26 protein-coding genes and 1 tRNA gene are annotated in these 25,914 nt (G+C 30.2%); 15 read left to right on the plus strand and 12 right to left on the minus strand.

The annotated features are described in order from the left end of the window. Nucleotides 1–2: 2 nt before the first annotated feature. Nucleotides 3–284: a DUF493 family protein gene (locus tag JL193_RS03555; protein ID WP_207972518.1), complete on the minus strand. Its 282-nt coding sequence runs from the start codon at nt 282–284 to the stop codon at nt 3–5. Nucleotides 285–380: 96 nt separating this feature from the next. On the opposite strand from JL193_RS03555, the gene JL193_RS03560 reads away from it, so the two are divergent. From JL193_RS03560 to JL193_RS03580, 5 genes are all read left to right on the plus strand, one after another. After that, complete coding sequence (locus tag JL193_RS03560; RefSeq protein WP_207972519.1) at nt 381–923, plus strand: AAA family ATPase; 543 nt, start codon at nt 381–383, stop codon at nt 921–923. Next, nucleotides 920–2,809: a RecQ family ATP-dependent DNA helicase gene (locus JL193_RS03565; RefSeq protein WP_207972520.1), complete on the plus strand. Its 1,890-nt coding sequence runs from the start codon at nt 920–922 to the stop codon at nt 2,807–2,809. The genes JL193_RS03560 and JL193_RS03565 overlap by 4 nt, the downstream gene beginning before the upstream one ends. A 1-nt stretch (nt 2,810) precedes the next feature. Next, nucleotides 2,811–3,755 carry a methionyl-tRNA formyltransferase gene (fmt, locus tag JL193_RS03570; protein WP_207972521.1) on the plus strand — a complete coding sequence of 315 codons (945 nt, stop codon included), beginning with the start codon at nt 2,811–2,813 and terminating at the stop codon, nt 3,753–3,755. 192 nt (nt 3,756–3,947) lie between these two features. Next, entirely contained in the window at nt 3,948–4,220 is a 273-nt protein-coding gene (locus JL193_RS03575; protein ID WP_138537100.1) for an HU family DNA-binding protein, read from the plus strand. 93 nt (nt 4,221–4,313) lie between these two features. Continuing rightward, entirely contained in the window at nt 4,314–4,871 is a 558-nt protein-coding gene (locus JL193_RS03580) for a YqgE/AlgH family protein (protein WP_207972522.1), read from the plus strand. Between the two features lie 182 nt (nt 4,872–5,053). On the opposite strand, the gene JL193_RS03585 is transcribed toward JL193_RS03580, so the two are convergent. Further along, nucleotides 5,054–5,887: an aminotransferase class IV gene (locus tag JL193_RS03585; RefSeq protein WP_207972523.1), complete on the minus strand. Its 834-nt coding sequence runs from the start codon at nt 5,885–5,887 to the stop codon at nt 5,054–5,056. A 105-nt stretch (nt 5,888–5,992) separates the two neighbouring features. Beyond that, nucleotides 5,993–6,376: an START-like domain-containing protein gene (locus tag JL193_RS03590; protein ID WP_207972524.1), complete on the minus strand. Its 384-nt coding sequence runs from the start codon at nt 6,374–6,376 to the stop codon at nt 5,993–5,995. 110 nt (nt 6,377–6,486) lie between these two features. Between JL193_RS03590 and JL193_RS03595 the strand changes: the two genes are divergently transcribed. From JL193_RS03595 to JL193_RS03605, 4 genes are all read left to right on the plus strand, one after another. After that, nucleotides 6,487–6,560: transfer RNA gene (locus tag JL193_RS03595), tRNA-Met, on the plus strand. Between the two features lie 285 nt (nt 6,561–6,845). After that, the gene (locus JL193_RS03600) at nt 6,846–7,829 is read left to right on the plus strand and encodes an IS30 family transposase (protein WP_207970543.1); all 984 of its coding nucleotides are present in this window, start codon (nt 6,846–6,848) and stop codon (nt 7,827–7,829) included. A gap of 201 nt (nt 7,830–8,030) precedes the next feature. Beyond that, nucleotides 8,031–8,159 carry a hypothetical protein gene (locus JL193_RS17380; protein WP_302849916.1) on the plus strand — a complete coding sequence of 43 codons (129 nt, stop codon included), beginning with the start codon at nt 8,031–8,033 and terminating at the stop codon, nt 8,157–8,159. Nucleotides 8,160–8,226: 67 nt separating this feature from the next. Then, nucleotides 8,227–8,442, plus strand: a complete 216-nt coding sequence (locus JL193_RS03605) for a DUF5053 domain-containing protein (protein ID WP_243456823.1) — start codon at nt 8,227–8,229, stop codon at nt 8,440–8,442. A gap of 61 nt (nt 8,443–8,503) precedes the next feature. Here the strand turns inward: JL193_RS03605 and JL193_RS03610 are convergent, their stop codons facing one another. Beyond that, nucleotides 8,504–8,731 carry a hypothetical protein gene (locus JL193_RS03610; protein ID WP_207972526.1) on the minus strand — a complete coding sequence of 76 codons (228 nt, stop codon included), beginning with the start codon at nt 8,729–8,731 and terminating at the stop codon, nt 8,504–8,506. 449 nt (nt 8,732–9,180) lie between these two features. On the opposite strand from JL193_RS03610, the gene JL193_RS03615 reads away from it, so the two are divergent. Further along, nucleotides 9,181–10,602, plus strand: a complete 1,422-nt coding sequence (locus JL193_RS03615) for a sulfatase family protein (RefSeq protein ID WP_207972527.1) — start codon at nt 9,181–9,183, stop codon at nt 10,600–10,602. Nucleotides 10,603–10,708: 106 nt separating this feature from the next. Here JL193_RS03615 and JL193_RS03620 read toward each other — a convergent pair whose 3' ends face one another. Continuing rightward, complete coding sequence (locus JL193_RS03620; RefSeq protein ID WP_207972528.1) at nt 10,709–11,338, minus strand: HmuY family protein; 630 nt, start codon at nt 11,336–11,338, stop codon at nt 10,709–10,711. Nucleotides 11,339–11,386: 48 nt separating this feature from the next. Continuing rightward, a complete protein-coding gene (locus JL193_RS03625) occupies nt 11,387–13,435 on the minus strand; it encodes a TonB-dependent receptor plug domain-containing protein (RefSeq protein ID WP_207972529.1) in 2,049 nt (682 codons plus the stop codon). Nucleotides 13,436–13,533: 98 nt separating this feature from the next. On the opposite strand from JL193_RS03625, the gene JL193_RS03630 reads away from it, so the two are divergent. From JL193_RS03630 to JL193_RS03645, 4 genes are all read left to right on the plus strand, one after another. Further along, on the plus strand, nt 13,534–14,430 hold the full coding sequence (locus JL193_RS03630; protein ID WP_207972530.1) for a DUF6607 family protein: 897 nt from the start codon (nt 13,534–13,536) through the stop codon (nt 14,428–14,430). Nucleotides 14,431–14,543: 113 nt separating this feature from the next. Beyond that, nucleotides 14,544–14,927, plus strand: coding sequence for a DUF2271 domain-containing protein (locus tag JL193_RS03635; RefSeq protein WP_437440082.1), 384 nt, complete (start codon nt 14,544–14,546; stop codon nt 14,925–14,927). 117 nt (nt 14,928–15,044) lie between these two features. Continuing rightward, on the plus strand, nt 15,045–17,240 hold the full coding sequence (locus tag JL193_RS03640) for a PepSY domain-containing protein (protein WP_207972531.1): 2,196 nt from the start codon (nt 15,045–15,047) through the stop codon (nt 17,238–17,240). 11 nt (nt 17,241–17,251) lie between these two features. Then, a complete protein-coding gene (locus JL193_RS03645; protein WP_243456824.1) occupies nt 17,252–17,605 on the plus strand; it encodes a DUF6686 family protein in 354 nt (117 codons plus the stop codon). 72 nt (nt 17,606–17,677) lie between these two features. On the opposite strand, the gene JL193_RS03650 is transcribed toward JL193_RS03645, so the two are convergent. Further along, nucleotides 17,678–18,343 (minus strand): bifunctional 4-hydroxy-2-oxoglutarate aldolase/2-dehydro-3-deoxy-phosphogluconate aldolase, encoded by a 666-nt coding sequence (locus JL193_RS03650; protein WP_207972532.1) that lies wholly within the window; start codon nt 18,341–18,343, stop codon nt 17,678–17,680. Between the two features lie 91 nt (nt 18,344–18,434). Next, nucleotides 18,435–19,481: a sugar kinase gene (locus JL193_RS03655; RefSeq protein WP_207972533.1), complete on the minus strand. Its 1,047-nt coding sequence runs from the start codon at nt 19,479–19,481 to the stop codon at nt 18,435–18,437. A 155-nt stretch (nt 19,482–19,636) separates the two neighbouring features. Here JL193_RS03655 and JL193_RS03660 point away from each other — a divergent pair, with 155 nt between their 5' ends. Then, complete coding sequence (locus JL193_RS03660) at nt 19,637–20,659, plus strand: LacI family DNA-binding transcriptional regulator (protein ID WP_207972534.1); 1,023 nt, start codon at nt 19,637–19,639, stop codon at nt 20,657–20,659. A gap of 487 nt (nt 20,660–21,146) precedes the next feature. Here the strand turns inward: JL193_RS03660 and JL193_RS03665 are convergent, their stop codons facing one another. The 4 genes from JL193_RS03665 to JL193_RS03680 form a co-directional block, all read right to left on the minus strand. Beyond that, nucleotides 21,147–23,147: a DUF349 domain-containing protein gene (locus JL193_RS03665; protein WP_207972535.1), complete on the minus strand. Its 2,001-nt coding sequence runs from the start codon at nt 23,145–23,147 to the stop codon at nt 21,147–21,149. 91 nt (nt 23,148–23,238) lie between these two features. Next, nucleotides 23,239–23,997 (minus strand): shikimate dehydrogenase family protein, encoded by a 759-nt coding sequence (locus JL193_RS03670; protein WP_207972536.1) that lies wholly within the window; start codon nt 23,995–23,997, stop codon nt 23,239–23,241. After that, nucleotides 23,978–24,985, minus strand: a complete 1,008-nt coding sequence (locus tag JL193_RS03675) for a DUF368 domain-containing protein (protein WP_207972537.1) — start codon at nt 24,983–24,985, stop codon at nt 23,978–23,980. Before JL193_RS03675 ends, JL193_RS03670 begins: the two co-directional genes overlap by 20 nt. Continuing rightward, nucleotides 24,986–25,909 (minus strand): polyprenyl-phosphate transporter, encoded by a 924-nt coding sequence (locus JL193_RS03680; protein ID WP_207972538.1) that lies wholly within the window; start codon nt 25,907–25,909, stop codon nt 24,986–24,988. It abuts the gene before it with no gap. Between the last annotated feature and the right edge of the window lie 5 nt (nt 25,910–25,914).

Here is a 25,914-nt window from a genome sequence, read left to right on the forward strand (position 1 = left end):
CATTATAAAGAGATAATTCCTTCTATTTTTTCTACTTTTTTATAAAACGAAATTACTTCGTCTGAATTTTCTATTTTTAAAATAATGGAAACACTTACATATCTTCCTGTTTTCGATTTTTTAGTTGTAATTACAGCGCCTCTATTATCGAAAATATCTTCTACCTCTGTTACTTGATTTTTAGTAGTAGGCACAATAAACTTGTACAAGTAATCTGCAGGAAAACTTGTAGTATCGTCTAACTGAACTTTTAATTTGCTATAAAACTCGCTTTTTTTACTCATAATATCTCTAAAATTTTAATAAACCATTTGCAAATAGCAAGCCACAAAATTACATTAAAAATTAGTTTTATAAAGGGAATGATTTATTTTTGTAAAATGCAACAAAAAATTGTGCTTATTGGAGGGCCTAGTACTGGCAAAACAACCGTACTTAACAACCTTATTTCTAGAGATTTTTTTTGTATGGAAGAAGTTTCTAGAGAAGTAATTCTTAAAGCCAAAGAAAAAGGCATAGACCAGCTCTTTTTAACAGAACCGCTTCTTTTTAGCACAATGTTGTTAGAAGGTAGAGAACAACAATACAAAATTGCAAATAAAACAAACCACAAACTCGTTTTTTTCGATAGAGGACTTCCAGATATTTATGCCTATATGAATTATTTTAAAACTTCGTATCCAGCTGTTTTTTTAGAAAAAAGCAAACAATATAAATACGACGCTATTTTTCATTTTTCTCCATGGAAGCAAATTCACACAACAGATAACGAACGTTACGAAACTTTCGAACAAGCTGTAACTATAGACCAATTTTTAGTAGATGCTTACAAAAAATTAGGTTATACAATTACAAATGTACCTTTTGGAAAGGTAGAAGAAAGAACAAATTTTATTTTAAATTCGCTTTCTTGCGATTTATGATTTCTCCTGAAAAAATACTCGCCCAATATTGGGGTTTTTCGCAATTTAGAACGCCTCAAAAAGAAATTATTACTGCTGTTTTAGAGGAAAAAGACGTTATAACATTACTACCAACTGGTGGCGGAAAATCATTATGTTTTCAAATACCTGGCTTAGTAAAAGAAGGAACTTGCTTGGTAATTTCACCTTTAATTGCCTTAATGCAAGATCAAGTAGAAAATCTTAAAAAGCTACATATAAAAGCGGTTACAATTCCTTCTGGAACTAGCCCAGATGAAATAATTACGCTTTTCGATACCATAAAATTCGGAAACGTAAAATTTCTATACATTTCTCCAGAAAGATTACAGTCTCCCTTAATTCAGCAAAAATTAACGGAAGTAAATTTAAATTTGGTTGCTATTGACGAAGCACATTGTATTTCGGAATGGGGTTATGACTTTAGGCCTTCGTATAGAAACATTAAAATTTTAAAAAATCTTAATGCAAGGGTTCCTTTTATTGCATTAACAGCAACCGCAAATAAGAGAGTTCTTAAAGATATTGAAGAAAATTTAGAGCTAAAAAGTCCAAAAATATTCCGAAAATCTTTTTCTCGAAAAAATTTGGCTTATCAAGTTTTTAAAATTGAAGATAAATTACAACGCTTGTTACAAATTTTTACAAAAACGAAAACACCAGCAATTGTTTATGTAAATTCAAGAAAAAAAACAGAAGAAATTGCCAATTTCTTAAATGCAAATGGTTTTAGAAGTGGTTTTTATCACGCTGGCTTATCTAAAATTAACAAGCAGATTTCTTTTGACAATTGGATGACAGAAAAAACACCTATAATGGTGGCTACAAATGCATTTGGAATGGGAATAGATAAGCCAAATGTGGGGCTCGTAATACATTATAATTTGCCTTTTAGTCTAGAAAATTATGTACAAGAAACAGGCAGAGCTGGTAGAAATAACAAAAAATCGTTTGCAGCACTTTTTTATAACGAGCACGATATTTTAATGTTTAAAGAACAACTGCAAAAATCGTTGCCAACAATTTTAGAAATTAAAGAAATTCATAAAAAACTATACCAATATTTTAGAATTGCAAATGGCGAAATTGCAGAAACTTCTTTTGACTTTAATATCTTAGAATTTTCTAAAAAATATAATTTTTCTGTCTTAAAAACAGATGCCGTTCTTAAAATAATTTCTAATTACGGGATTATAGAAATAACCGATAATTACAATAAAAAATCTACTTTAAAGTTTATTACCCATCATTCTGCCATTCTAAAATTCGGAGAAAAAAACAAGTCTCTTAGCAACTTTATTAGCGTTTTATTAAGAACTTATGGTGGTCTCTTCGATAATGAAATTAAAATCGACGAATTTTTTATTGCCAAAAAGGCAGGCATTACTTCAAAAAAAGTAATCGAAAATTTAGAGATATTGCAAGAACTAGAATTTTTAGAGTACATTCCTGTACAAGCTGCTGCTTCGTTACTATTTTTAGTTCCTAGAGAAGACGATAAAACCATTAATCGTTTTGCGAAAAACATCCAACAGTTTTTATATCAAAAAAATAAAAAAGCGGCAGATTTACTCCGTTTTATAAAAAACGATGCCCTTTGTAGAAGCATTCAACTTCTTTCTTATTTCGATGAGCATACAGCAGAAAAATGTGGCATTTGCGATGTTTGCTTATTAGAAAGAAAAAGTATAAAAGAAAACCTTTCAGAAAAAATAATTGCCCTTTTAAAGGTTGAAAAAATGCTAACTTCAAAAGAAATTAGCGATTCTTTACATAGTAACGAGAAAGACATTTTAATACATTTGCGAAACCTTTTGGCTTTAGACAAGATATTTTTAAATCATCAAAATAAATTTCAAAATAAATAAAATGAGAGAGATACGCATCGTTTTTATGGGAACCCCAGATTTTGCAGTAACCATTCTTAAAAATTTGGTTGAGAAAAATTACACCATTGTTGGGGTTATTACAGCTCCAGACAAACCCGCAGGCAGAGGAAGAAAATTAAATGAATCTGCAGTTAAAAAGTATGCAAAATCTCAAAATTTAACCATTTTACAACCTACAAATCTTAAAAATGAAGCTTTTACACAAAAATTAAAAGATTTAAATGCCAATTTACAAATTGTAGTTGCTTTTAGAATGTTACCAAAATCTGTTTGGCAAATGCCAGCATATGGTACTTTTAATTTGCATGCCTCTTTATTACCAGAATATAGAGGGGCTGCTCCTATACATTGGGCCATTGTTAATGGAGAAACCAAAACTGGAGTGACGACTTTTTTTATTGATGATAAAATTGATACTGGAGAAATTATTTTACAAGAAAAAATGGCGATTGCCAAAGACGAAACCGTTGGTAGTTTGCACGACAAATTAATGTATTTAGGTGCAAATTTGGTAATAAAAACTGTAGAACTCATAAAAAAAGGAGCTGTTAAAACGATAAAACAACCAAATTTAGAAGAAAAATTGGCTCCAAAATTAAACCCCGAGAATTGTAGAATCGATTGGAATGATTCTTTAGACAACATTTACAATAAAATTCGCGGTTTAAATCCATTTCCGGCAGCTTGGACAATAATACGTAGTCATAACGAAGAAATTTCTGCAAAGATTTATGGAGTTCAAAAAGAAGAAGAAAACCATAATTTTGAGTTTGGAAACATTATAAGTTCTAAAAAAGAGCTGAAAGTTGCAGTGGACAAAGGATACATTATTATAGACGAAATTAAACTTTCTGGAAAGAAAAAAATGGATGCAAAAAGTTTGCTAAATGGCTTTCATTTTTACCCAGACGCAAAAATGATGTAAAGCCTTTATTCGTGCGGTTTTTAGAGTTTTTGTAATTACAACACTTGCTTTATTAACAATTTATATACTTTTATTAACAAAAAGGCACTTTTTTAGGGGGCGAATTTGCGTAAGCCCACAATCCGTCTATATTTGTTAAGCTTTTAAGCAAAAAAACTATTTTATTCAATTAATTTTAAAAATCAATTTATTATGAACAAATCAGATTTAATCGATGCAATGGCTGCAGATGCAGGAATTTCTAAAGTAGCAGCTAAAGCAGCTTTAGAGTCTTTTACAAGCAACGTAACTTCTTCTTTAAAAAAAGGTGAAAAAGTTGCTTTAGTAGGATTTGGAACTTTTTCGGTATCTAACAGAGCTGCAAGAAGTGGAAGAAATCCACAAACTGGAAAAACGATTCAAATTGCTGCTAAAAATGTAGCTAAATTTAAAGCTGGAGCAGGATTAAGCGATGCTGTAAACTAAATCATTACAGTTTTAAATAAAATAAAAGCTCTCTTTTTTAAGAGAGTTTTTTTGTTTTATATTTTTTCTTACCTTACAATTTAAATTCGATGAATGAAAGAAGCAAATTTACAAAAGGGAAAACTGCTAGTTGCGGAACCTGCTATTTTAAACGATAGTTCTTTTAATAGAGCCATTATTTTATTAACAGAGCATACAGAAAATAACACTGTAGGCTTTATTTTAAATAAACCTTTAGAATATACTGTAAACGATTTGGTGCCAGATGTTCGTTGCCGTTTTCATGTGTATGAAGGTGGCCCTGTAGAACAAGACAATTTGTATTTTGTACATAAAATTCCGGAGTTGTTAGATGGTAGTTTAGAGGTTGCCAACGGTATTTTTTGGGGCGGTAATTTTAGGCAACTTAAAAAATTATTAAATGAAGGTTTGCTAGAAGAAAGTGATATTCGCTTTTTTTTGGGTTATACTGGATGGAGTAAAAATCAATTAGAAAATGAAATTAAAGAAAACTCTTGGTTTGTTTCTGAAAATGATTTCGAAAACATTTTTACATTAAATGAAGAAGACCTTTGGAAAAATAAACTGCTTCAAAAAGGTGGAAACTACAAGTTATGGGCAAATGCTCCTAAAGATTTTAATTTAAATTAATTGTTATTTTCTTTTACTTTACAGGATTAAATGAGCTTGTTAGAGATTGAAGCATTTGTTTGAACTTTTTTATTTGCCCTAAAATGCTAATAAAAAGTGAGTGCCTTTCGACTTCGCTTAAGATAAACCTCCCAAGCCCAACTTTACTGCAAATGCTTTTGGCAGAAAGGACCACCCAAAAATTATTTTCCGGTAATTTGCAGCACTTTTAAATTATTGTTTAACTTTTCGCCAAACTCAGTGGTAAACGATTTTTTCTTATAATGGGTTACTGGTTGAATTCCCATGATTGTATTGGTTACAAATACTTCGTTTGCTTTTTGAATTTCGAATGGAGAAATTACAGTTTCTTCTAGGGTAAATTCTTTATTTTTTTTAATCATATCAATTACTTTACCCCTTATAACTCCTTTAATACAACCTTCTGTTAAAGCTGGTGTTTTAACGACATTGCCTTTTATTATAAAAATATTTCCATTGGCAACCTCTACAACCCCTTTTTTTTCGTTGAGCAAAATACAATTGTCTAAATCGTTTTCATTGGCAAAAATACTTGCCAACGTATTTAGCATTCTATTATTGGTTTTTACGGTCGATAAAAGTCCGGAATAATTATAAAAATCTTTAAAAACATCGATTTTATAAGGTTTCTTTGTTTTGTAATTGTTTGGAGAAACTTCTATTAAATAATCGATTTTATGGGTTGTTGGCGTGTACAAACCTCCATCTTTTCTATAAACATTTAAGCGAGCTCTAAACGAAGAAGCTTCTTTTTGAACAGCCACTGTTTTTAAAATTTCTTGTTCTAGAAATTCTAAAGTAAATTCCATCGGAATTTTCATACGTAGCATTCTCATAGAAGCCATTAACCTAAAGTAATGATCTTCCCAAAAAACAACTTTTTTGTTTGCTATTTTAATGGTTTCAAAAATTCCATCTCCATATTTAAATCCTCTATTATTTGTAGATAAATGTACGTTTTCTTTAAAAAGTAATTCGCCGTTAAAATTAATCATTGGTAGTTTTTTACAGAGATGCGAAATTACTATAATTTCGATAATTTTTTACATAAAAAAACCAGCAATTCTGCTGGTTTTTTTTTTAATATTTTTAAAAGTTTTTTAAGCTCCTATGGTATGTTTTAATTCCTCGATTTGATTTTCCCAAAGTTTTTTTGCTTCTTCTATCTCATCTTTATCATCTGCAAAATCGGTGACAATTATAGAAACATCTTTGGTTAGTGGATCTACTTGTATCTTTAGCTCAAAAAAACTTTCGTCGCCTTCACTTTCTAACCATTTCCAACGAATTCTTTCGTCTGTTTTTTTAGAGATTAATGTTGCTTCTTCTTTAACTCCATCCCAAATAAAGCTAAATATTTTACCTCTAGAATTTACTTTATCTGCAAACCATTCTTGTAAATTAGATGGCGAAGATATATACTGATATAGCATGTTTGGTGAGGCATGAATTGGGATTTCTAATTCGAATTTTACTTTTTCCATTATTGATTTTCTTAGGTTGACAAGATAGGTAATAATTCTATTTAAAAAAAATTAAAAACACCTCTTGCTTATCTACAAAATTCAATTATATTTGCACCCTCGATAAATTAGGCGAGGTAGCTCAGTTGGTTAGAGCGCAGGATTCATAACCCTGAGGTCGGCAGTTCAAATCTGCTCCTCGCTACAAAGTGATAAAGTCAATGATAATGCGTCTTCGGACGCATTTTTTTATGACTAAAATTAATGATATATTGCGAATGCAGTACTCTAAACGGTACTCTGGAAAAACCTTGAGATTGAAGTATTCAGAACCTAAAATATACCCAAAGATTTTAACATCAAAACCATCTTCATCTTTTACTCAAAAAAAGAAAACCTAGATTCAAATGCTAGTGCAAGTTTTTGATAGGATTTTCCTACGGGTTTTACCCCGTTAGGAAAAGTCCAAAAAAAGTCAAAGATTTGTGATATGAACTACAAACAATTAACTTTCGAACAAAGGTACTCAATAGAATTAATGCTTAAGGCAAAAATTAGTAAAAAAGAGATTATTAAATCACTTTGTATTAATGAAAGTACTTTTTATAGAGAATTGAAAAGGAACTCAAAACCTAGGACTTATAGTGCTAAACACGCACAAAAATTAGCTGATGAGCGTAAAAAAGAAGGCCATTATAAGACTATTTTTTCAACGGAAATGAAAAAAATAATCAAAGAAAAAATGATTAAATTTCAATGGTCTCCAGAACAGATAGTTGGTTGGTGTAAACTTAAAGCAATACAGATGGTCTCTCACGAGCGAATTTACCAATATGTTTGGCAAGATAAAAGACAAGGAGGATTGCTTTATAAAGAACTACGAACAGGTCAAAAAAAATATAAAAAAAGGTATGGAAGTAAATCCAATAGAGGACAAATACCCGATAAAGTGTCTATAGAAAAACGTCCAAAAATTGTAGAACTCAAAGAAAGAGTAGGTGATTTAGAATCTGATTTAATTATAGGAAAAGACCATAAAGGAGCTTTATTAACCATTGTAGATCGCTATTCTAGTTTTTTATGGATTGAAAATGTGACAGGAAAAAAAGCAGATATGATTACAAAAATGACTATAAACACTTTAGCACCACATAAAAAATGGGTTCGAACAATTACCAATGATAATGGAAAAGAGTTTGCAGGACATAAAAAAATAGCAGAAAAATTAAATTGTGATGTCTATTTTGCTCACCCTTATAGCTCTTGGGAACGTGGACTTAACGAGTATACGAACAAACTTATCAGACAATATTTCCCAAAAAATGAACACTTGGATAATGTCAAACAAAAGGATATTTTTGAAACGGTAAACAAACTCAATAATAGACCAAGAAAAAAGTTAGGATACAGAACCCCTAAAGAGGTTTTTTATCAATTTATTAACCAAAATCAAAAACTTGCACTTGGTACTTGAATCTACGGGTTATTATAAAGTTGACGACTGGTCAGACATTTTAAAATAATTCAGTATATTTATACTTTCTTTTTCATAGCAATTTATACCACCTCTTTACAATGTGGTTTTTTTACTCTTTTTTTTTAAAAAAACCACCAAAATATTTGCTTATTAAACAAATGTTTAATATCTTTACATTGTAATTAAAATCATACTATTATGCAAGTAGAATTAACAGAATTAGAATGGGAATTAATAAGTACCATTCGAAACTACAAAAAAACCTATCCAAGGTCAAAGCAATTAGAAGTTTATATTGATACTTTGGTAGATGAATTAACAGATTAATAATCAATGCCACCCGAAAGGGTGGCTAAATTTTAGAAATATGGAAACAGTAAAACAGAAAGTAACAATGCAACAGAAACTATGGGATATTATAGTTGATGTAAAATGGGCGAGTATATCCACAAAGTATTTTGGCAAATCGAGAAGTTGGTTGAGCCAAAAAATGAATGGCAAAGATGGAAATGGCTCTGATGTGGAATTTTCAGAAATCGAAAAAGAAACATTAAGAAATGGACTTTATGATTTAGCAGATAGAATTAGAAAGTGTGCTGACACAATATAGGCTCTCAAGTTCTACTTGATTTTAATTACAAAAATCCTGCATTGAGCCGATGCAGGTTTTTTTATTTAGAGATTAACAGAGTGATAATAACACCAATAGCAACCCCACTTGTTCCGTATATCAAACCGTTATTTTTGCGTTTAACCATTTTCTGAAGGTTTTGGTTGGTTTTTTGCAGTTGTAATTGTAACTGTTCTCTTTTAATTTTCTCCTTTTCTAAATCAGAGAATATTAAAAGATTATTCTTTATCAAATCCTGTAATAAAATGCTTTTTTGGTTAAAAGCCACCTTTACGGAATCACATTTGCGACTTTCTTTTACAATAGATTTTAAAACCTTAGCACAGAGAGGAAACTTGAATAAATTAGCTTAAAACTTGCATCAAATTTATTAAATCGTCTAACCGTTATGTTAATGTACGACTAAAATTGTATTTTAGTCGTACATTGTTCACGGGAATAACAATTTCAACGCAAACCTCGAGCTAGCGCCTTGAAAAATTCTTTTCGATTAAAATTTTAAATCGTTTAATTAATTATGAAATACTGGACACGAAGAAAGATATTAAAAAAATTAAGATTCGTACCAACTGTTTTAATCGTCTCATTAGATGCTATTGCCATGGCATTTGAGAAAAATTTAAAAAAACAATTAAAACTTTCTCTAAAAAAAAATTAATTACTGTTGTTGGTGCAGGTACTTGTAGAAATCTAAAATCAAAAACACCACTACTTTTTGTGTTTCTTACACTGTTTTTATCAACTGGCTGTAGTAAAAATACACAACAAGATAAAAGTACAAAACCCAATGTAATTATTATTTACCTAGATGATAGTGGTTATGGCGATTATGCACACAATGGCAACCCTACCATAAAAACACCAAATATTAGCTCATTAAAACAAAGTGGTATTAATTTTACACAGTTTTATGTAACCTCTCCTGCGTGCTCTGCATCTCGCTATTCTTTATTAACTGGCCGTTATCCTGGGCGTTCTGGACTGGGCTCTTGGGTAATTGGTCCTGATTCGAAAAAACATATCCATGAAAAAGAAATAACAATGGCTGATGGATTAAAATCTATTGGCTACAAAACAGGTATGTTTGGTAAATGGCATCTTGGAACCCCTAATAATAGAAACAATTTTACGCCCAAAGCATTGCCATTAGCCCATGGATTTGATGAATGGGTTGGCACTAATGTATCTCACGATTACGATACTGCTATGTTTTTAAAAAGCAGTCATAAAGGAAATAGCTTGATACCTGGATACGAAATACTCGCCGAAAATTTACCTTCAAATGAAAAAGCCTCAAAAGCACTAACAGGTGCATGCACAAAAGCGGCAATTAATTTTATCAAAAAAAATAAAAACAATCCCTTTTTTGCATATATCGCTTATAACATGCCACATTTAGGTCTTTTTGTAAGTGATTCGTATAAAGGAAAATCGCTCAATGGAAAATTGGGTGATGTTATGGAAGAGTTAGATGCTTCTATTGGTGATATCTTACTAGCATTGGAAGATACTGGTGTTAGAGAAAATACGATTGTAATTTTTTCTTCGGATAACGGTCCATGGATTAAATTTAGCAATCAATCTGATACAAAATATGGAGATACCCGACTGCAAGTAGGGTATGCTACCCCTTTTCGTGATGGAAAAGGATCTACTTGGGAAGGTGGACATCGTGTGCCAGGAATTATTAGCTGGCCTGCGCAAATAAAGGGCAATAGAAATGAACAAATGCCTGTAAGTACTTTAGACATTTTACCTACCATTTTTCATATAACTGGTGTAGCCTTACCCAAAGACAGAACTATTGATGGACGCAATATTTGCTACAAATTAATGCCCAATAAATACGAAAACCAATCCGAAACATTTACCTTTTTTTATAATTATGCAGATAATTTACCATCTGCAATAAGAAAAGGACCTTGGAAACTCCATACTCGAATAGCCTCGCAAACGAACAACAATTACGGTTTTGAGGCATCAAAAGAAAAGCCTCTCTTATTTCAAATAGAAAAAGATTTGGGAGAGCGTATTGATGTTGCCAAACAACAACCAGAAAAAACATCTGAACTACTTTACGAATTAGAAACATTTGAAAAACAACTTAAAGAAGAAGGTTCTTTTTGGGATCATAAATAGTATTATATTTTTGCTATCTTTCTACAAAAAGAAGATATCAAACAAACAAAATACCCACTCAAAATAAATGAATGGGTATTATATTTATGCCTAAAAAGTGAATTAATTATTCTAAACTTTTATCTCCTTTATTAGGGTTATATACATAGTTAAAGGTATAATATCTGGCATTTTTAGGGTTCGAAGAATCATTGTCTTTATAATAGCTTAAAATTTCCATTTTTGCATAATGCCCATCATTTGTTTTTATAATTATTACTTTTCCTGCAATAGGGTTAATTTCATGTAATGGAGGTCCTGAATAAGAATACCAACCATTATTACTCCCTGTTGGTAAAGCATACGTTTCAGAAGTATCTTGTTTAAAGTTTGCTTCTGCTGGAGCCTCTAAAATACTAGCAAAAGTGCCTGTTTCTAAAGCTAAAGCTGCGTTTTCTGTTCTTTCAGGTTCATCTGCTAAACCTATTTTTGTGCCACCATTTACTATAATTTTAGTTGCTCTAAAGGCAATGTCCCAACTATTATCTGTAACTACTTTTCCTGTTTTAAAACTAAATTTTGTAAATTCTCCAGACTCTACAGGCGGATTTACACTTCTATCTGAAGTTGCAGGAGCATGAATGTTTGTTGCTTTTTTAGAAACTACGGGCTCTAAACTTAGTTCCTCGTTTTTACTACAAGAACTTACTAAAATAGCTACAAAAGCTATTGCTAAAATTGATTTTAAATTTCTCATTGTTAATTGTTTAATTGATTATTATTTGTGTTTAAAAACTCTTTTTCTCTATAAATTGAACCGTATTCGTGTGTAAAAATTTCTTCCTAATAATAAAACCGCATCGTTATTTTTAAATTTTTCGCTGTTAGATAAACCTTTTTCATCAAATAAATTATCTATTCCAAATTGTACATTCAATAAATTGAAAAAAGTTTTTTCCATAGCTATATTTACTTGTGTGTTTCCTGCAACAAAATCATCATAAACATCTATAATACCTTGACTATTATTGGTGTCGAAAAGCGCGTATTTACCTCTAAAAATAGCTCGTAGGTTTGCAGAAAAATTATGTTCTAAATTTTGATAAAATAATTTTGCATTTACGGTGTGTTTAGATCGGTTCGATAACCCAAAATAATCTGCAGGTTTTAATACCTCTGAAGGTGATGATGGCGTTTTTCGAAAGAAAATTTTACCTGATTTAATTTTATGAATCTCCTCTTTATCTTTTGCTACTAAAAATTGATAACCACCAATAAATCTAAAATTGTTTGAAATTTTATAATTCAAATCCAACTCGATTCCCTGTGTAAAAACTTGGTTTCTGTTTTCGTAATAAAAAACTGTAGTTCCTGTATTTAAATTTGGCAAACTTCCTTTTAAAGCTACCGCATTAATTAAATCTTTAATATTATTTCTAAAGCCATTTATAGAGATTTTTAAGTTAGAAATGGGTTTTATTTCGAAACCAAAATTGTATCCAATCGAATTTTCTGGGTTTAAATCTTTGGGAGTTGCTTGTACATTAGATTCGGTACCATACAATTCGTGCAAGGTTTTAACTCCTAAAACTACGTAGCCACCAGCAGTATTGTTAAAATTGAAGAAAAGTTGTCTAAAATCTGGTGCTTTAAATCCATATCCCACAGAGCCCTTTAATTGTAACCAATCGTTAATTTTATAGGTTGAAGAAATTTTTGGACTAAAGGCCGATTTGTATTGATTGTGATGGTCTAAACGAGCACCAATAATCGTATTTATTTTTTGAAATGGACGAAAATCGTATTGTGCAAAAACATATTTGGCATTAAAAGTTTTCTTTCCTTCAAAAAAAGTTCTCTCTAAAGCATCTAAATTAAACCCAACTCCGCTTATTAAATAATTGTTTTTAAATTTTGCAGAAACTCTAATTTCTGGACGAAATAAAGTTTGATTGTATTTAGACAGTTCTTCATTAAATTTGCTTTCGGTCTTAAATTTGGTCGCGTAGAAAGAATAATTGATACTCCAAACTCTGTTTATTTTTTGATGCAATTCTATATAAGCATTCCAATCGCTTTGTAAGGTGTTTTTAGTTTGTGATTCATAAAAATATCTTTGCGATATTAAAAATTTTAATTTATCAGAAAAATCGTAGGTTAGTTTTAAATTTCCTGTATAATTTTGATATGCTTCTGTTGTTTTGTAAGGCGTTTTTGGACTTAAATCGAAACCTCTGCTTGAATTTAAGTTTATTCCTGCAACAAGACCAAGCCGTTTTTTTCTGTATAAAAAGTTGGTATTTATATCTAGTTCGTCTTGCGAACCTGCACTTAAAAAATAGCTAATATTACCTTTTAAAGTCTCCTTTTTAGGCTTTTCTGTAATGATATTTATAACACCTCCTAAAGCTTCTGAACCATATAAAGAAGAAGAAGGCCCTTTTACAATTTCGATTTGTTTAATATTATTTATACTAATTCTATTTAGATCTAAATTGCCCGATTTTCTACCCACTAAAGGAGCTCCATCAATCATTATCATTGTATATTCTGCAGCCAAACCTTGCATTTGTATTCCTGTAAAACCACCATGGGTAGTTACAAAATTAATTCCTGTTTGTTCCTGTAGAATATCTTTTAACCTGGTTGCACCCGATTTTTGAATTTGCTTTTTTGATATTAAAGTTACTGGCATTGGCAAAGAAGACAATTGCCTAACAGTTCTTGTTGCTGTAACAATTACTTCGTCTAAAGCATTCACTTTTACAGTATCTTTTTCCCCTACTTTTTCTTGGGAGAAACTAAAAATAGTTGCCGATAAAAAAAAGAAAAACAAAACTCTATTTAGAAACATTCTTAATAATTTTCTGCAAATATATTATCTTATTTTTATTAAGTCTAAATAAATTTTATATTTTTGTCAAAAAAATTTTAATTAAAACAAATTATAAAATGAAAAAATTATTCTTAGGAAGTTTATTTCTTCTTGCAATTTTTGTAAATGCTCAAAGCAAAAAAACAAAAGATCGCAATGCGATTAAAGAAATGTGTGGTTGTTTTGAAGTTACTTTTAATTTTGCAGAAACTTTTAATTATACGAAAGATTCTACGTATATACCTTCAAAAACAAAAGTTAGTAAAGCACTAGAATGGGCTGGTTTAATTGAAGATAAAAACAACAAAATTTCAATTCAACATATATTACAGGTTGGCAACCCTACAAAACCAAAAATTGTAAAACATTGGCGACAAGATTGGTTGTACCAAAATAGAGAGTTTTATATGTACAATGGAGATAATCATTGGGTTTTTGATAAAAAAGGCAAGAAAGATGTAAAAAAACAATGGACCCAAAAAGTATATCAAGTAGATGATAGCCCACGTTACGAAGGCTCTGCAACCTGGGTTCATGTAGATGGAAAAAGTTATTGGGAAAACCAAACACCTGCTCCATTACCAAGAAGAGAGTACACCAAAAGAAGCGATTACAATATTACTTTAAGAGGAAACAGACACGAAATTACCAATGATGGTTGGGTGCATGACCAAGACAATAGCAAAATACTTCGCAAAAATGGAAATGATATTATAATTGCAAAAGAAAAAGGCTATAACACATATAAAAAAGTACCCGATAGTAGATGCAAACCTGCAAAAGAATGGTGGCTTGCAAATGCGAATAAATGGCAGTTCGTTAGAAATAAATGGAGCGAAATTTATGGCAGAAATACCGATTTAAGTTTAAAAACAAAAGTCGATAATAAGCCTTTGTACAAGCATTTGTTTTCTAATGAGGTTGTAAAAGAAAATGAAATAAATGCTATTGTAGAATCATTTATAAAAAATTAAAAATGAAAACAAGAAAACATTTTATAATAGTTCCTCTTTTTTTAATGTTGATAACGGCACTCTTCAGTTTTAAAAATCGTACAGATAATTCTCGCTACAAGTGCATGATTTAAATGAAAAATTATGCAGGCGAAGGCGCTTATGTAGTTGTTTCTTTGCTAAACCCAAAAGGCGAATATGAAAAAACGTTGTATGTACAAGGAGATGATGACGATTGGTATTTTGATATTACAGAATGGTGGAATTTTCAAGGTAAAAAACGAACCAATATAGATGCCATTACGGGTGCAACAATTAGTGGAGGACAAAGAACAGTTAGTATCATTAAAATCGATAATTCTAAATTAAACAAAGGTTACAAAATTCGTTTCGAAACTGCAGTAGAAGACAAAGAATATTACAAAGACGATGTTGAGTTTGAATTCACGTCAGAAAATGTAAGGTCTAAAATCGCAGGAAAAGGATTTATCCGTTTTGTAAGAATGCTACCACAATAAAAATTTCCTAATTTTTGTAGAAATCTAAAGAATTTCTTTTCGTGAAATAAATAGACTTTTTAATTAAGACCTTTTTGTACAGTTTGTACAAAAAGGTTTATAATCACATAAAACTAAATGACAATTTCTATTTGGAGATATAGCCATTTAATACTGGCAATTTCTACAGCTTTATTTATTATAATTACCTCAATTACAGGTATAATTTTAGCTTTTGAGCCTATTTTAAATAAACTAAAACCTTTTGATGTAGAAAATATTAATAAAATTTCAATTTCGGAAACCCTTACTGCTTTAGAAAAGCAATATAAAGAAGTAATTGAAATAGAAATTGACGAAAATAATTTTGTTTCGACTTCCGTAATAACAAAAAATGGAAAAAACAAAACGTTTTACATCAACCCAAAAACGGGTTTAAAAATTGGTAAAATCATTCAAAAAAAAGCCATTTTCGAGTTTGCAACAAATTTACATCGATCTTTATTTTTAAAATCTACAGGACGTTTTTTAATTGGTTTTGTTTCTTTTTTACTCTTTTTAATTGCTGTAACTGGGGTTCTTTTAATTATAAGAAGACAAGGTGGAGCTTGTAAATTTTTCTCGAAAATTACCAAAGAAAACAGCAAGCAGTATTACCACATTATTGTTGGAAGATATGCCTTAATTCCTATAATAATTATTAATTTAACTGGAGCTTACCTGTCTTTAGAAAAATTTTCTTTGTTACCAAAAGATAAAAAACCTCGCCAAGAAATTGTACAAAAAACAACAACGAAACATGTAAAAGTAGCAGATTTTAATGTTTTTAAAACGACATATTTAAATGAAGTAAAAAAGATTGAATTCCCTTTTTCTTCTAATGAAGAAGATTATTTCTTACTTAAACTTCGCGATAAAGAATTGGCAATTCACCAATATAGTGGAGAAATTATATGTGAAAAAAAATTAAGCTCTTTCTCTTTGGGCACTTATTATAGTTTGTTTTTGCATACGGGAAAAGGCACTATTATTTGGTCGATCGTTTTATTATTAACTTGCTTTGCCATTTTGTTTTTTATCTTTTCGGGATTTTCGATAACAGTAAGTAGAAGAAAAAAGTTCGTTGCTCTAAAAAATGAAATACTACCAAATAAAGCCGAATATATCGTTTTAGTTGGTTCTGAAACAGGAAGTACAATTCGCTTTGCAATGGCTTTTAAAAACGCATTATTAAAAATAAATAAAACGGTTTTTATTGCTGAATTAAACAATTATAAAACTTATAAAAAAGCAAAAAACATCGTCATTTTTACGGCCACTTATGGAAATGGAGAACCACCAACAAATGCAAATAAGTTTATAAAATTAATAGGTACTGTTCAACAAAATAGGTTGTTAAAATATACTGTTGTAGGTTTTGGCTCTAAAGAATACCCAGCGTTTTGCCAATTTGCAATTTTTGTGCACGCTTCTTTACAAATTCATCCAAAATTTATTCCTCAAATGACTTTAATTAAAATTAATCATCGAAATATGCAATCTTTTAAAAATTGGGTAAATGAATGGAGTGTTTTAAATAACCTCTCGCTAAAAATTAATGAAGAAGATGTAGTAGAAACTTCAGAAAAAGAAGTAAAATTTAGTGTTTTAAAAAAAACTGATGTAAATAAAGACAACACTTTTTTAATTTTTTTAAAACCCAATTGCAAAACAAAATTTGTTTCTGGAGACGTGCTTTCTATTACTCCAAAAAACGAAAATAAAAGTAGATTATATTCTATTGCTAAAATCGATAAGTACATTTTATTAAGTGTAAAAAAGCACGAATATGGAGTATGTTCTAACTATTTACAACAACTACAAATTAACGATTTTGTAAACGGAGTTATTAAACAAAATAAACATTTTTATTTGCCTAAAAAAGCAAAAGAAGTAATTCTTATTGCAAATGGAACAGGAATTGCCCCTTTTTTAGGGATGATTCTAGAAAATTCGAAAACTAAAATTCATTTATTTTGGGGCGGAAGAACCCCAAAATCTTTTGAAATTTATAACAAATACATCACTAAAGCTTTAGATACCAAAAAGCTAACTTCTTTTTACATTGCGTATTCACAAGAAAAAAAAGAAAAAAATTATGTTCAAAACCTTCTTGAAAAGAAAACTGAATTCGTTGCTAAAACGCTGCAAAACCAAAATTGCATTCTAATATGTGGTTCTTTAAAAATGCAACAAGGAGTAGAAATTGTTATAGATAAAATTGCCAAAGAAAAATTAAATTTAAGTATTAAAAACTTAAAAGATTATGGCGTAATTAAAACAAACTGTTACTAAAAAAATAGATTATGTTCGAAAAAACAAAAGTTATATCGAGAGTAAAAAACGGAGAAATTACGATGTGTACACGTTGTAAAATCTACAATCTTGTTTACAATAATATCTTTTTTCAATTTAATGAAGAACAATTAAATCACTTTAAAGAATATATTTCTAAAATCGATATCGATTATTGGTTAGATTTTAGCGCTTGTACAACACAAAGAAGAAAAATACCCGTACAAACCTTTCATCAAAATTTAATCTTAGTTTTTGACCTTCATGAAATAAATGAGTTGAAAACACTTTTGGGAATTAAAAATACCGAAAAAGAAAAAATATTGTCTCCCGCAGATATTGATTATACTTTGGTTTTAAATTGATTTTTTCTAAAAAAATAATCTCGAAAACAGCCTAAAACCTCTTTATTTAAAAAGTAGTATAAGAGTGCATATTTATCTTAAAGATTTAATAATATCTAGAGCATTTTTTGTGTTATTTTCTATTTTCTCATAATCAAAATTCCCACTTGCGTCTTTTGACATTAATTTAGAGCCCATTCCAACACAAGTTACACCTGCATTGAACCAGCCTTCTAAATTCTCTTTGGTTGGAGAAACGCCACCTGTTGGCATAATGCTGGTCCAAGGTTGTGGTCCTTTAATGCCTTTTACAAATTGAGGGCCATAAATATCGCCAGGAAATAATTTTACGATTTCGCAACCCAATTCTTCTGCTCTTGCAATTTCTGTTAAGGTTCCACATCCAGGAGACCATAAGACTTTTTTTCGGTTACACACAATGGCAATGTCTTCTCTTAAAACGGGAGTTACAATAAAATTTGCGCCTAAAGACATGTATAAAGAAGCTGCTGCTGCATCTGTTACAGACCCTACTCCCATAACCATTCCTGGTAAGTTTGTAATTGCGTATTTTGTTAATTCTCCAAAAACTTGGTGTGCAAAATCTCCTCTTGCAGTAAACTCCATTAAACGAGCGCCACCATCGTAACAAGCTTTTAATACTTTTTTACTTACTTCTAAATCACTATGAAAAAATAAAGGAACCATTCCTGTATCTTTCATTACTTGTGCTACTTCTAATCTTGTATATTGTGCCATAATATTGTGTAATTGTTAAATTGTTTAATCGTGTAATTGTAAATCAATGCAACTTTTAAACAGTTACACAATTAAACAATTACACTTTTTTCTATCTTGCTACTCTACCAGAAGCATCTCCACCCATTAATTTTTCTACCTCTGCAACCGTTACTAAGTTCGCATCGCCTTTAATGGTGTGTTTTAAACAAGAAGCCGCTACTGCAAAATCTAAAGCATTTTGGTCGTCTTCTGGGTATTTTAACAATCCGTAAATTAATCCACCCATAAAAGAATCTCCTCCACCTACTCTATCTACAATATCTGTAATTTGGTATTGACGTGTTTGAAACAGTGTTTTACCATCATACAAAACACCTGCCCAAGTGTTGTGAGAAGCTGAAATAGAACCTCTTAAAGTTGTAATTACTTTTTTAGATCTAGGAAATTTTTCCATCATTTGCTCACAAACCGATAAAAATGCTTCTGCTTTTACGTTATGCCCTTCTGTTTGTACAGAAATTCCTGCAGGTTTAATACCAAAGTGCATCTCTGCATCTTCTTCGTTTCCTAAAACAATATCACAATAGGAAGTTAATTCTGTCATGATTTTTTCTCTGTGGGCAGCATCGCAAAACTTCCAAAGTTTTGCTCTATAATTTAAATCTGTTGAAATGGTAATTCCTTTTGCACTTGCAGCTTTCACAGCTTCTAAACAAACATCTGCAGCACCTTGTGAAATGGCGGGTGTAATTCCTGTCCAATGAAACCATTCTACGCCGTCAAAAGCGGCATCCCAATCTATCATTCCAGATTCTATTTCTGCAATTGCAGAATGTGCTCTGTCGTAAACAACTTTAGAACCACGAGAAACTGCCCCAGTTTCTAAAAAGTAAATTCCTAAACGATCTCCACCCCAAACAATTTTATCTACATTTACACCACGCTTACGCATTTCCATCATCGCACACTCACCAATATCATTTTTTGGCAAACGTGTTACAAAATCAACATCTACTCCATAGTTTGCTAAAGAAACTGCTACGTTAGATTCTCCTCCACCATATACAACATCAAAATTATTTGCTTGCGAAAATCTTAAAAATCCTTGTGGAGATAACCTTAACATAATTTCTCCAAAAGTTACTACTTTACCCATTTTTATTGAATTTTAATCTATTATTGAATTTTAGTTAAACGTTTAAGCAAATTAGCAAAATAAAATCAAAACCTCTTATTATTGCTGAAATTTTGATTTATATAAACAAAGTTATTACATTTGTTTAAACGTTTAAGCAAATATATATAAAATTCGTGAAAAAAAAGAAAACAACCATAAAAGATATTGCAAATGTGTTAAATATTTCTGCAGCAGCCGTTTCTAAAGCACTGCATAACGATTCTCGAATTAGCGATAAAACGAAAAAAGCCGTAAAACAAGTGGCAAAAAACTTAAATTATCAACCCAATCACTTGGCAAGTGCTTTAAGAAGTGGAAAATCTAAATTGGTAGGCGTTATTGTACCGAGAACAAATAGTAATTTTTTCTCCTCTGTAATTCAAAATATCGAAGAAGTATTAAATAAAGAAGGTTATAACATTATTATTACACAATCTAACGAATCTTTTAAAAAAGAAAGCGACTGTATAGATGCTTTATTATTTACACAGGTTGATGGCATTATTGCTTCTATGGCTAATGAAACTGTAGATTTAAGTGCTTATGAAAAAGTTAAATCGAAAGGAATTCCGTTAATTTTATTTGACAGAGGAGAAAACAATTTAAATGTAGATTATATTGGTATAGACGATTATAACAGCAGCCATGTAATTATTGAGCATTTGGTGGCGAAAGGTTGTAAAAGAATTGCACATATTGGAGGTTATAAACGTACTAGAATTTATAATAACAGAATTCGTGGTTATATAGATGCGCTAAAAAAACACAATTTACCTTTAGATGATGAGTTGCTTACAGAAAGCGGTTTAACAATTGAAGACGGAAGAGAAAAAATGCTTGAACTATTACAATTGAAAGAAAAGCCTGATGCTATTTATGCTGCTGGAGATTACGCTGCTTTGGGCGCTTTGCAGGTTTTAAAAGAGCAACAAATTTCGATTCCTAATGAGATTGCTTTGGTGGGTTTTGGTAACGAACCTTTTACGGATATGGTTTCGCCAACAATTACAAGTGTAAATCAACACAGTGCAGAAATTGGACAACAAGCTGCTAAAAGGTTTTTAACATATGTTGATACTGAAAATATCGAGCAAAATTTGAATAAAATAATTTTAAACGCAACATTAATTGTTAGAGATTCTTCTGATAAAAAGTAATTGATATACTAAAAGATATTATTATTTTACACTATTCTTGTTCTTTAGATAAATATTATATACTAGTCCTATAAAAATTAAAAAAATCCCGAGAATGGTATATATATATATTATAAACTTCGTTAAACCAGTTTAAATTGGTTAACCAATTTGATTTTCCAAATATATATGAAAAAAGTTAACCAAAATGTTAATTGTAGTAAATTATTTTCTTATCAACCAAAATGTTAATTCTAGAAAATGCGCAATGGTATGATTATAATTTACACAAAATTTTAGTAAGCGTTAACTTCTTTAAAACTTCTTTTTTTTAACTCTGCTTGTAATAGGCAAGTATCGTTAAAATTTAATTTAACACGATTTTTTAAATTATAAATTGGTTGTGTTTATTACAACACTAAATAATTATTAGAATTTAGAGTTCTTACTGGTTTTGTTTTTAGTGTAAATTATGTGTTTTTCTAATTTACCTAATAACAACAATGTATTAATAATCTAAATTTTTTAAATATTCTAATTTTTCTCTCCAGATTTCTAAGTCTGTTCTAAATTCTTCTACTTGCTTTTTTACATTTGCCACCAAAGGATTGTCTGCTTTTGCGTTAGAAAAGAAGCCTAAATTGTTTTCTAATTGAGAAATTTCTCTATTTAATTCGTCTATTTTCTTGCGAATAAACATTTGCTCGGAATCTAATTTTCTAAAATCTTTATTGGCAACTAAACTATCTAAAGAATTGGTAAACTTTAGCATTTCTACTTCCTGCTTATCTAAAGACAGGTTTTCTACCATTTTATCTACTTGCTTACTAAATTTAGCTTCTAAATGTCTTACGTTTCTTGGCAAGGCACCTAATTCTTTCCAAGTATTTATGGCTTCTAAAACACTTTCTTTTGTATGTGTTTTTTTCTCTTTTAAAGCCTCTAAAAATGCTTTCTTAGCATCTACTACAGCCTGTTGCTCTTTACTTATTGCATTTTTTTGTGCATGCAATCTATCGAAGTAATGGTTACAAGCAGCTTTGAATCTTTTCCAAATATCGTCTGAAAATTTTCTTGGAACATGACCAATTTTTTTCCAATCTGCTTGCACTTTCTTCATTGCATTTGTAGCCATTTGCCAATCTTCGCTATCTTTAAAAGATTCTGCAATTTCTATTAATGCCAGTTTCTTTTCTAGATTTTTTTGTTGGCTACTTTTTTCTTGTTTGTAAAAAAGATTTTTTGCGCTATTAAATTTTTTAGTAGCTGCTTTGAACTTTTGCCAAACTTCTTCACTCTTATTATAAGGTAACTTACCAGCACTAAAGTATAATTTTCTTAATTGCTCTACGTGTTTTATACTTTCTTGCCAATCTTTATGCGATTTATTATTAGAGGTATCGTAATTATCTAAAACTTCTATAATTTCTAATTTTTTGTCGATAATTTCTTGATATTTAGAGCGCATTTCACGAAAATATTGATGACGTTTATCGTGTATTTTTTTAGTTGCAACACTAAATTTGTGCCAAATTTCTTCTCGCATTTCACTAGAAACTGGCCCAATATCTTCTTTCCAAGTTTTGTGTAATTTTTGCAATTCTTTAAAAGCTACTGTAATATCTTCTTGCTCTGCTAATGCTTCTGCTTGTTTTATAATTTTAAGTTTTTCTTCTAAATTATTTTTAAAATCTAAATCTCTAAAATCGTTGCTTAAATGTAATAAGTCGTAAAAACGTTCTACATGATGATGGTAAATTTTCCAAGTATCGTTATAACGAGTTTTAGAAACCGGACCAATTGCTCGCCAATTATCTTGCAATTCTCTAAATTGCTTATACATGGTAGCGGTATCTGCGTCTTCAATTAACGTTTTTAAGTCTTCAATTACCTTTAATCTTTTCTCTAAGTTTTCGTTTAATTGCTTTTCTAAATCTTTATAATAGGCGTCTCTTTCTTTTTTGTAGCTAGAAAGTAATGCATTGTATTCGATTTTTATTGGACTCGAAAATTTAAAATCGATAGAATCGCCTCCTTCTGCTAAAAAAGCTTCTTTTTTCTGGGTTAATAATGCCCCAAATTTTTGATTGAAAGCATTTTTAATGGCATCTACTTGAGATTTTATTTTTTGAACAGGGTTGTTAGCAATTACCTTTTTTAGGGCTACTACTAATTCTTCTAAAGTTGCTTTCGAATAATCTACTTTTGGGGTTTCTTCTTCTTTAGAATTATTATTTTCTGCTTCTTCTGCTACAGATTTTTCAATTTCATCTACAGCTTCATTTGTTTCGTTATTTTCTTGTTCAACAACTTTTTCTGTTGTTTCTTTAACTTTATCAGCAACCTCTAAAACCTCTGTTTTATTTTCTTTAACAGTTTTTTCATGAGGTTCTTCAACTTCATTCATTTCTTTAGAAGTCTCTAGTTCTTCTGCTTTTGAAGTCTCATTTACAACTTCTTCTGTACTATCTTCCGTTTTTTCAACGTTTTCTTCATTCTTATCTAACATATCTACAATGTTTAAGTTCTCTTAAATAATATCTATTATTATTCTATAAAGATACAGACAACTTACTATATTCGCAAATAACAGTATTAAATTATTTACCTTGATTCCATATGGCCCAAGATTCCTCTGCTTGGATTTCTAACATCTGATATCCATTTTTTACAGTTGCTCCTCTTTGTTTTCCTTTTTCTAAAAAAACAGTAAGTTCTGGATTGTAAATTAAATCGTATAACAAATGCTTTTCAGATAAATGTTGATAGGGTATTGCTGGATATTTATTTACATTGGGTGAAGTTCCTAAAGGGGTACAATTAATAATAACAGTATATTTATTAATTATTTCTTCTGTTAGGTCTTGATAAGAAATTTCTTTTTTATTAGAAGGATTTCTGGAAACAAATTTATATTTTATATGATTTTGTTTCAACGCAAAAGCAACTGCTTTAGAAGCTCCTCCAGTGCCTAAAATTAACGCAAATTTATGATGCTTTTTTAAAAATGGAGCAATCGATTTTTCGAAGCCAACAACATCTGTATTGTATCCTTTTAAATTGCCTCTTTTGGTGAATTTAATGGTATTTACTGCGCCAATTTTTTTCGCTGTTGTATCTAATTTATTTAAATAAGCAATTACTTCTTCTTTGTAAGGAATTGTAACATTAATACCACAAATACTATCGTCGTTTTTAACAATGCTTGGAAAATCTTCTATTTTTGGGATGTCGAAATTTACATATTTACAGTTTGTGAGATTTAAATTTTTAAATTTCTCTGTAAAATATCCACGAGAAAAAGAGTAAGAAATCTCTTTTCCTAAAAGTCCGAAGGTTTTATTTTTTCTTTCTTCCATAATAATCTATAATTAGAATTAATGCAATTCCTATAATAATATACAAAATAGCAAACCAGGTTTCTGAGTTCGAAAAATCTGGCATAAATCTTCGATAGTTTTCAATAATTTTATGCCCACTTTTGTCTAAGGTAAAATTACCATTTTTCGTTACATAAACTGCTTTTTTCCACGGCCAAACAATTCCTAAAGAGCCCGTTATAAAACCAATAATTACAGCTGTTACAATCGTATTCCACCTTTTTAAAACATACCCTAAAACATGAGAAATAGACACCAAACCAAATACAGAACCGAAAGTAAAAACACTAATTATTTTTAAATATCGTATTTTCTCTGGGTTAGACAATACCTCGAAGTTTCCAGAAATTAAGTTGGTCAATACAAAAAGTAGTTCGTTTACAGAATCTACTAAAAGTAATACATAATTCCCCATTAAAATTAAGATAAAAGAACCTGAAAGTCCTGGCAAAGTCATTCCAGAAACGCCAATTATTCCGCAAATAAAAACAAACCAAAGATTGTCATTTTCGCCAGCAGGTGTTAAAAAACTAATTCCTATGCCTACAGAAGCTCCTATAATTAATGAGATTGTATTTTTTAGATTCCACTCTCCAAAATCTTTTCCTATATAATAAATAGACCCAATGATCATTCCAAAAAACCAACTCCAAACATACAGCTCGTAATGTTCTAAAAAATAGTCTAAAACCAACGAAACACTAAAGTAACTAAAAATGCTTCCAGCCATTATTAGCAACAAAAATTGGGCATTGGTATATCTAAAAAAACTTTTAAATCTTCCATTTAGCAGTAACTTTAATGCAATTAAATTTACTTTTCGAAAAGAATAAATTAATTCTTCATAAAAACCAAAAACAAAAGAAACCGTTCCACCAGAAACGCCAGGCACCTTATTGGCAGCTCCCATTGCCAAGCCTTTTAAAAAAAGGTTCGTTTTTTGTAGAAAAGTTCTTTCTTTTTGCATTTATATTTTTTTTACCGCTAATTTCTCCATAATTAAAATTAGTGCAAAACCTACTAAAGCCAAAACAACCGCCATTAATATTTGTGGATCTCCATCGAAATGAAAAGGAGAAATACTTTGTTCTTTTAAAGGCACTTCGATTCCATGAGAATTTGTTCGCCAAGTAAGTGTTTCTTTCCAAGGCCAAATTTTATTTAAAGAACCTATTATAAAGCCTGTTAACATTGCTAAAGTTATATTTTTATAGTTTGCAAACATCCATTTTAAAATTTTAGAAAAAGATAATAAACCCACAATTGCTCCTAAACCAACTACGGCTATGGTTTTTAAATCTCTATCGTTTACAGCAGATAAAATTGGTTTGTAAGCACCTAACAAAACTAAGATAAATGCTCCAGAAATTCCTGGTAAAATCATTGCACAAATAGCAATGGCTCCTGCTAAAAACATAAATAATAAAGAGGAATTTTCGCTAACTAAAGGATTTAATGTTGTGACATAATAAGCTAATAAAGCTGCACCTATAAGCGCCAAAACGGCTACAACATTCCATTTTTTAATTTGTTTTACGATGTAAATAATACTCGCCAACACCAAACCAAAAAAGAAAGACCATAACAAAACAGGTTCGTTTTCTAATAACCATTTAATGGTTTTTGCTAATGATATAATACTGATAAAAATTCCAATAAAAAGCGATAGTAAGAATGTTCCATTTACTTGTTTCCAAGCTGCTGCAACCCCTTCTTTTCTTAATGTTTTAAATAAATCGAAATTTATTTTACTTATGGAACCTAATAATTCTTCGTAAATACCAGATATAAATGCAATGGTACCTCCAGAAACTCCTGGTACAACATCTGCTGCACCCATAGCCATTCCTTTTAGTCCAATAATTACATACTCTTTTAAACTTCTAGACATTCTCT

The sequence above is a fragment of the Polaribacter batillariae genome, assembly GCF_017498485.1.
Lineage (GTDB): Bacteria > Bacteroidota > Bacteroidia > Flavobacteriales > Flavobacteriaceae > Polaribacter > Polaribacter batillariae.

What these genes read in the sequence shown, in the direction of transcription:
- JL193_RS03560 (WP_207972519.1), top strand. Translation starts at nt 381, where the DNA reads ATGCAACAAAAAATTGTGCTTATTGGAGGGCCTAGTACTGGCAAAACA.
- JL193_RS03600 (WP_207970543.1), top strand. Translation starts at nt 6,846, where the DNA reads ATGAACTACAAACAATTAACTTTCGAACAAAGGTACTCAATAGAATTA.
- JL193_RS03590 (WP_207972524.1), bottom strand. Translation starts at nt 6,376, where the DNA reads ATGGAAAAAGTAAAATTCGAATTAGAAATCCCAATTCATGCCTCACCA.
- JL193_RS03665 (WP_207972535.1), bottom strand. Translation starts at nt 23,147, where the DNA reads ATGTTAGATAAGAATGAAGAAAACGTTGAAAAAACGGAAGATAGTACA.
- JL193_RS03635 (WP_437440082.1), top strand. Translation starts at nt 14,544, where the DNA reads ATGAAAAATTATGCAGGCGAAGGCGCTTATGTAGTTGTTTCTTTGCTA.
- JL193_RS03575 (WP_138537100.1), top strand. Translation starts at nt 3,948, where the DNA reads ATGAACAAATCAGATTTAATCGATGCAATGGCTGCAGATGCAGGAATT.
- JL193_RS17380 (WP_302849916.1), top strand. Translation starts at nt 8,031, where the DNA reads ATGCAAGTAGAATTAACAGAATTAGAATGGGAATTAATAAGTACCATT.
- JL193_RS03670 (WP_207972536.1), bottom strand. Translation starts at nt 23,997, where the DNA reads ATGGAAGAAAGAAAAAATAAAACCTTCGGACTTTTAGGAAAAGAGATT.
- JL193_RS03645 (WP_243456824.1), top strand. Translation starts at nt 17,252, where the DNA reads ATGTTCGAAAAAACAAAAGTTATATCGAGAGTAAAAAACGGAGAAATT.
- JL193_RS03650 (WP_207972532.1), bottom strand. Translation starts at nt 18,343, where the DNA reads ATGGCACAATATACAAGATTAGAAGTAGCACAAGTAATGAAAGATACA.
- JL193_RS03620 (WP_207972528.1), bottom strand. Translation starts at nt 11,338, where the DNA reads ATGAGAAATTTAAAATCAATTTTAGCAATAGCTTTTGTAGCTATTTTA.
- JL193_RS03605 (WP_243456823.1), top strand. Translation starts at nt 8,227, where the DNA reads ATGCAACAGAAACTATGGGATATTATAGTTGATGTAAAATGGGCGAGT.
- fmt (WP_207972521.1), top strand. Translation starts at nt 2,811, where the DNA reads ATGAGAGAGATACGCATCGTTTTTATGGGAACCCCAGATTTTGCAGTA.
- JL193_RS03680 (WP_207972538.1), bottom strand. Translation starts at nt 25,909, where the DNA reads ATGTCTAGAAGTTTAAAAGAGTATGTAATTATTGGACTAAAAGGAATG.
- JL193_RS03640 (WP_207972531.1), top strand. Translation starts at nt 15,045, where the DNA reads ATGACAATTTCTATTTGGAGATATAGCCATTTAATACTGGCAATTTCT.
- JL193_RS03585 (WP_207972523.1), bottom strand. Translation starts at nt 5,887, where the DNA reads ATGATTAATTTTAACGGCGAATTACTTTTTAAAGAAAACGTACATTTA.
- JL193_RS03565 (WP_207972520.1), top strand. Translation starts at nt 920, where the DNA reads ATGATTTCTCCTGAAAAAATACTCGCCCAATATTGGGGTTTTTCGCAA.
- JL193_RS03630 (WP_207972530.1), top strand. Translation starts at nt 13,534, where the DNA reads ATGAAAAAATTATTCTTAGGAAGTTTATTTCTTCTTGCAATTTTTGTA.
- JL193_RS03625 (WP_207972529.1), bottom strand. Translation starts at nt 13,435, where the DNA reads ATGTTTCTAAATAGAGTTTTGTTTTTCTTTTTTTTATCGGCAACTATT.
- JL193_RS03555 (WP_207972518.1), bottom strand. Translation starts at nt 284, where the DNA reads ATGAGTAAAAAAAGCGAGTTTTATAGCAAATTAAAAGTTCAGTTAGAC.
- JL193_RS03675 (WP_207972537.1), bottom strand. Translation starts at nt 24,985, where the DNA reads ATGCAAAAAGAAAGAACTTTTCTACAAAAAACGAACCTTTTTTTAAAA.
- JL193_RS03655 (WP_207972533.1), bottom strand. Translation starts at nt 19,481, where the DNA reads ATGGGTAAAGTAGTAACTTTTGGAGAAATTATGTTAAGGTTATCTCCA.
- JL193_RS03580 (WP_207972522.1), top strand. Translation starts at nt 4,314, where the DNA reads ATGAAAGAAGCAAATTTACAAAAGGGAAAACTGCTAGTTGCGGAACCT.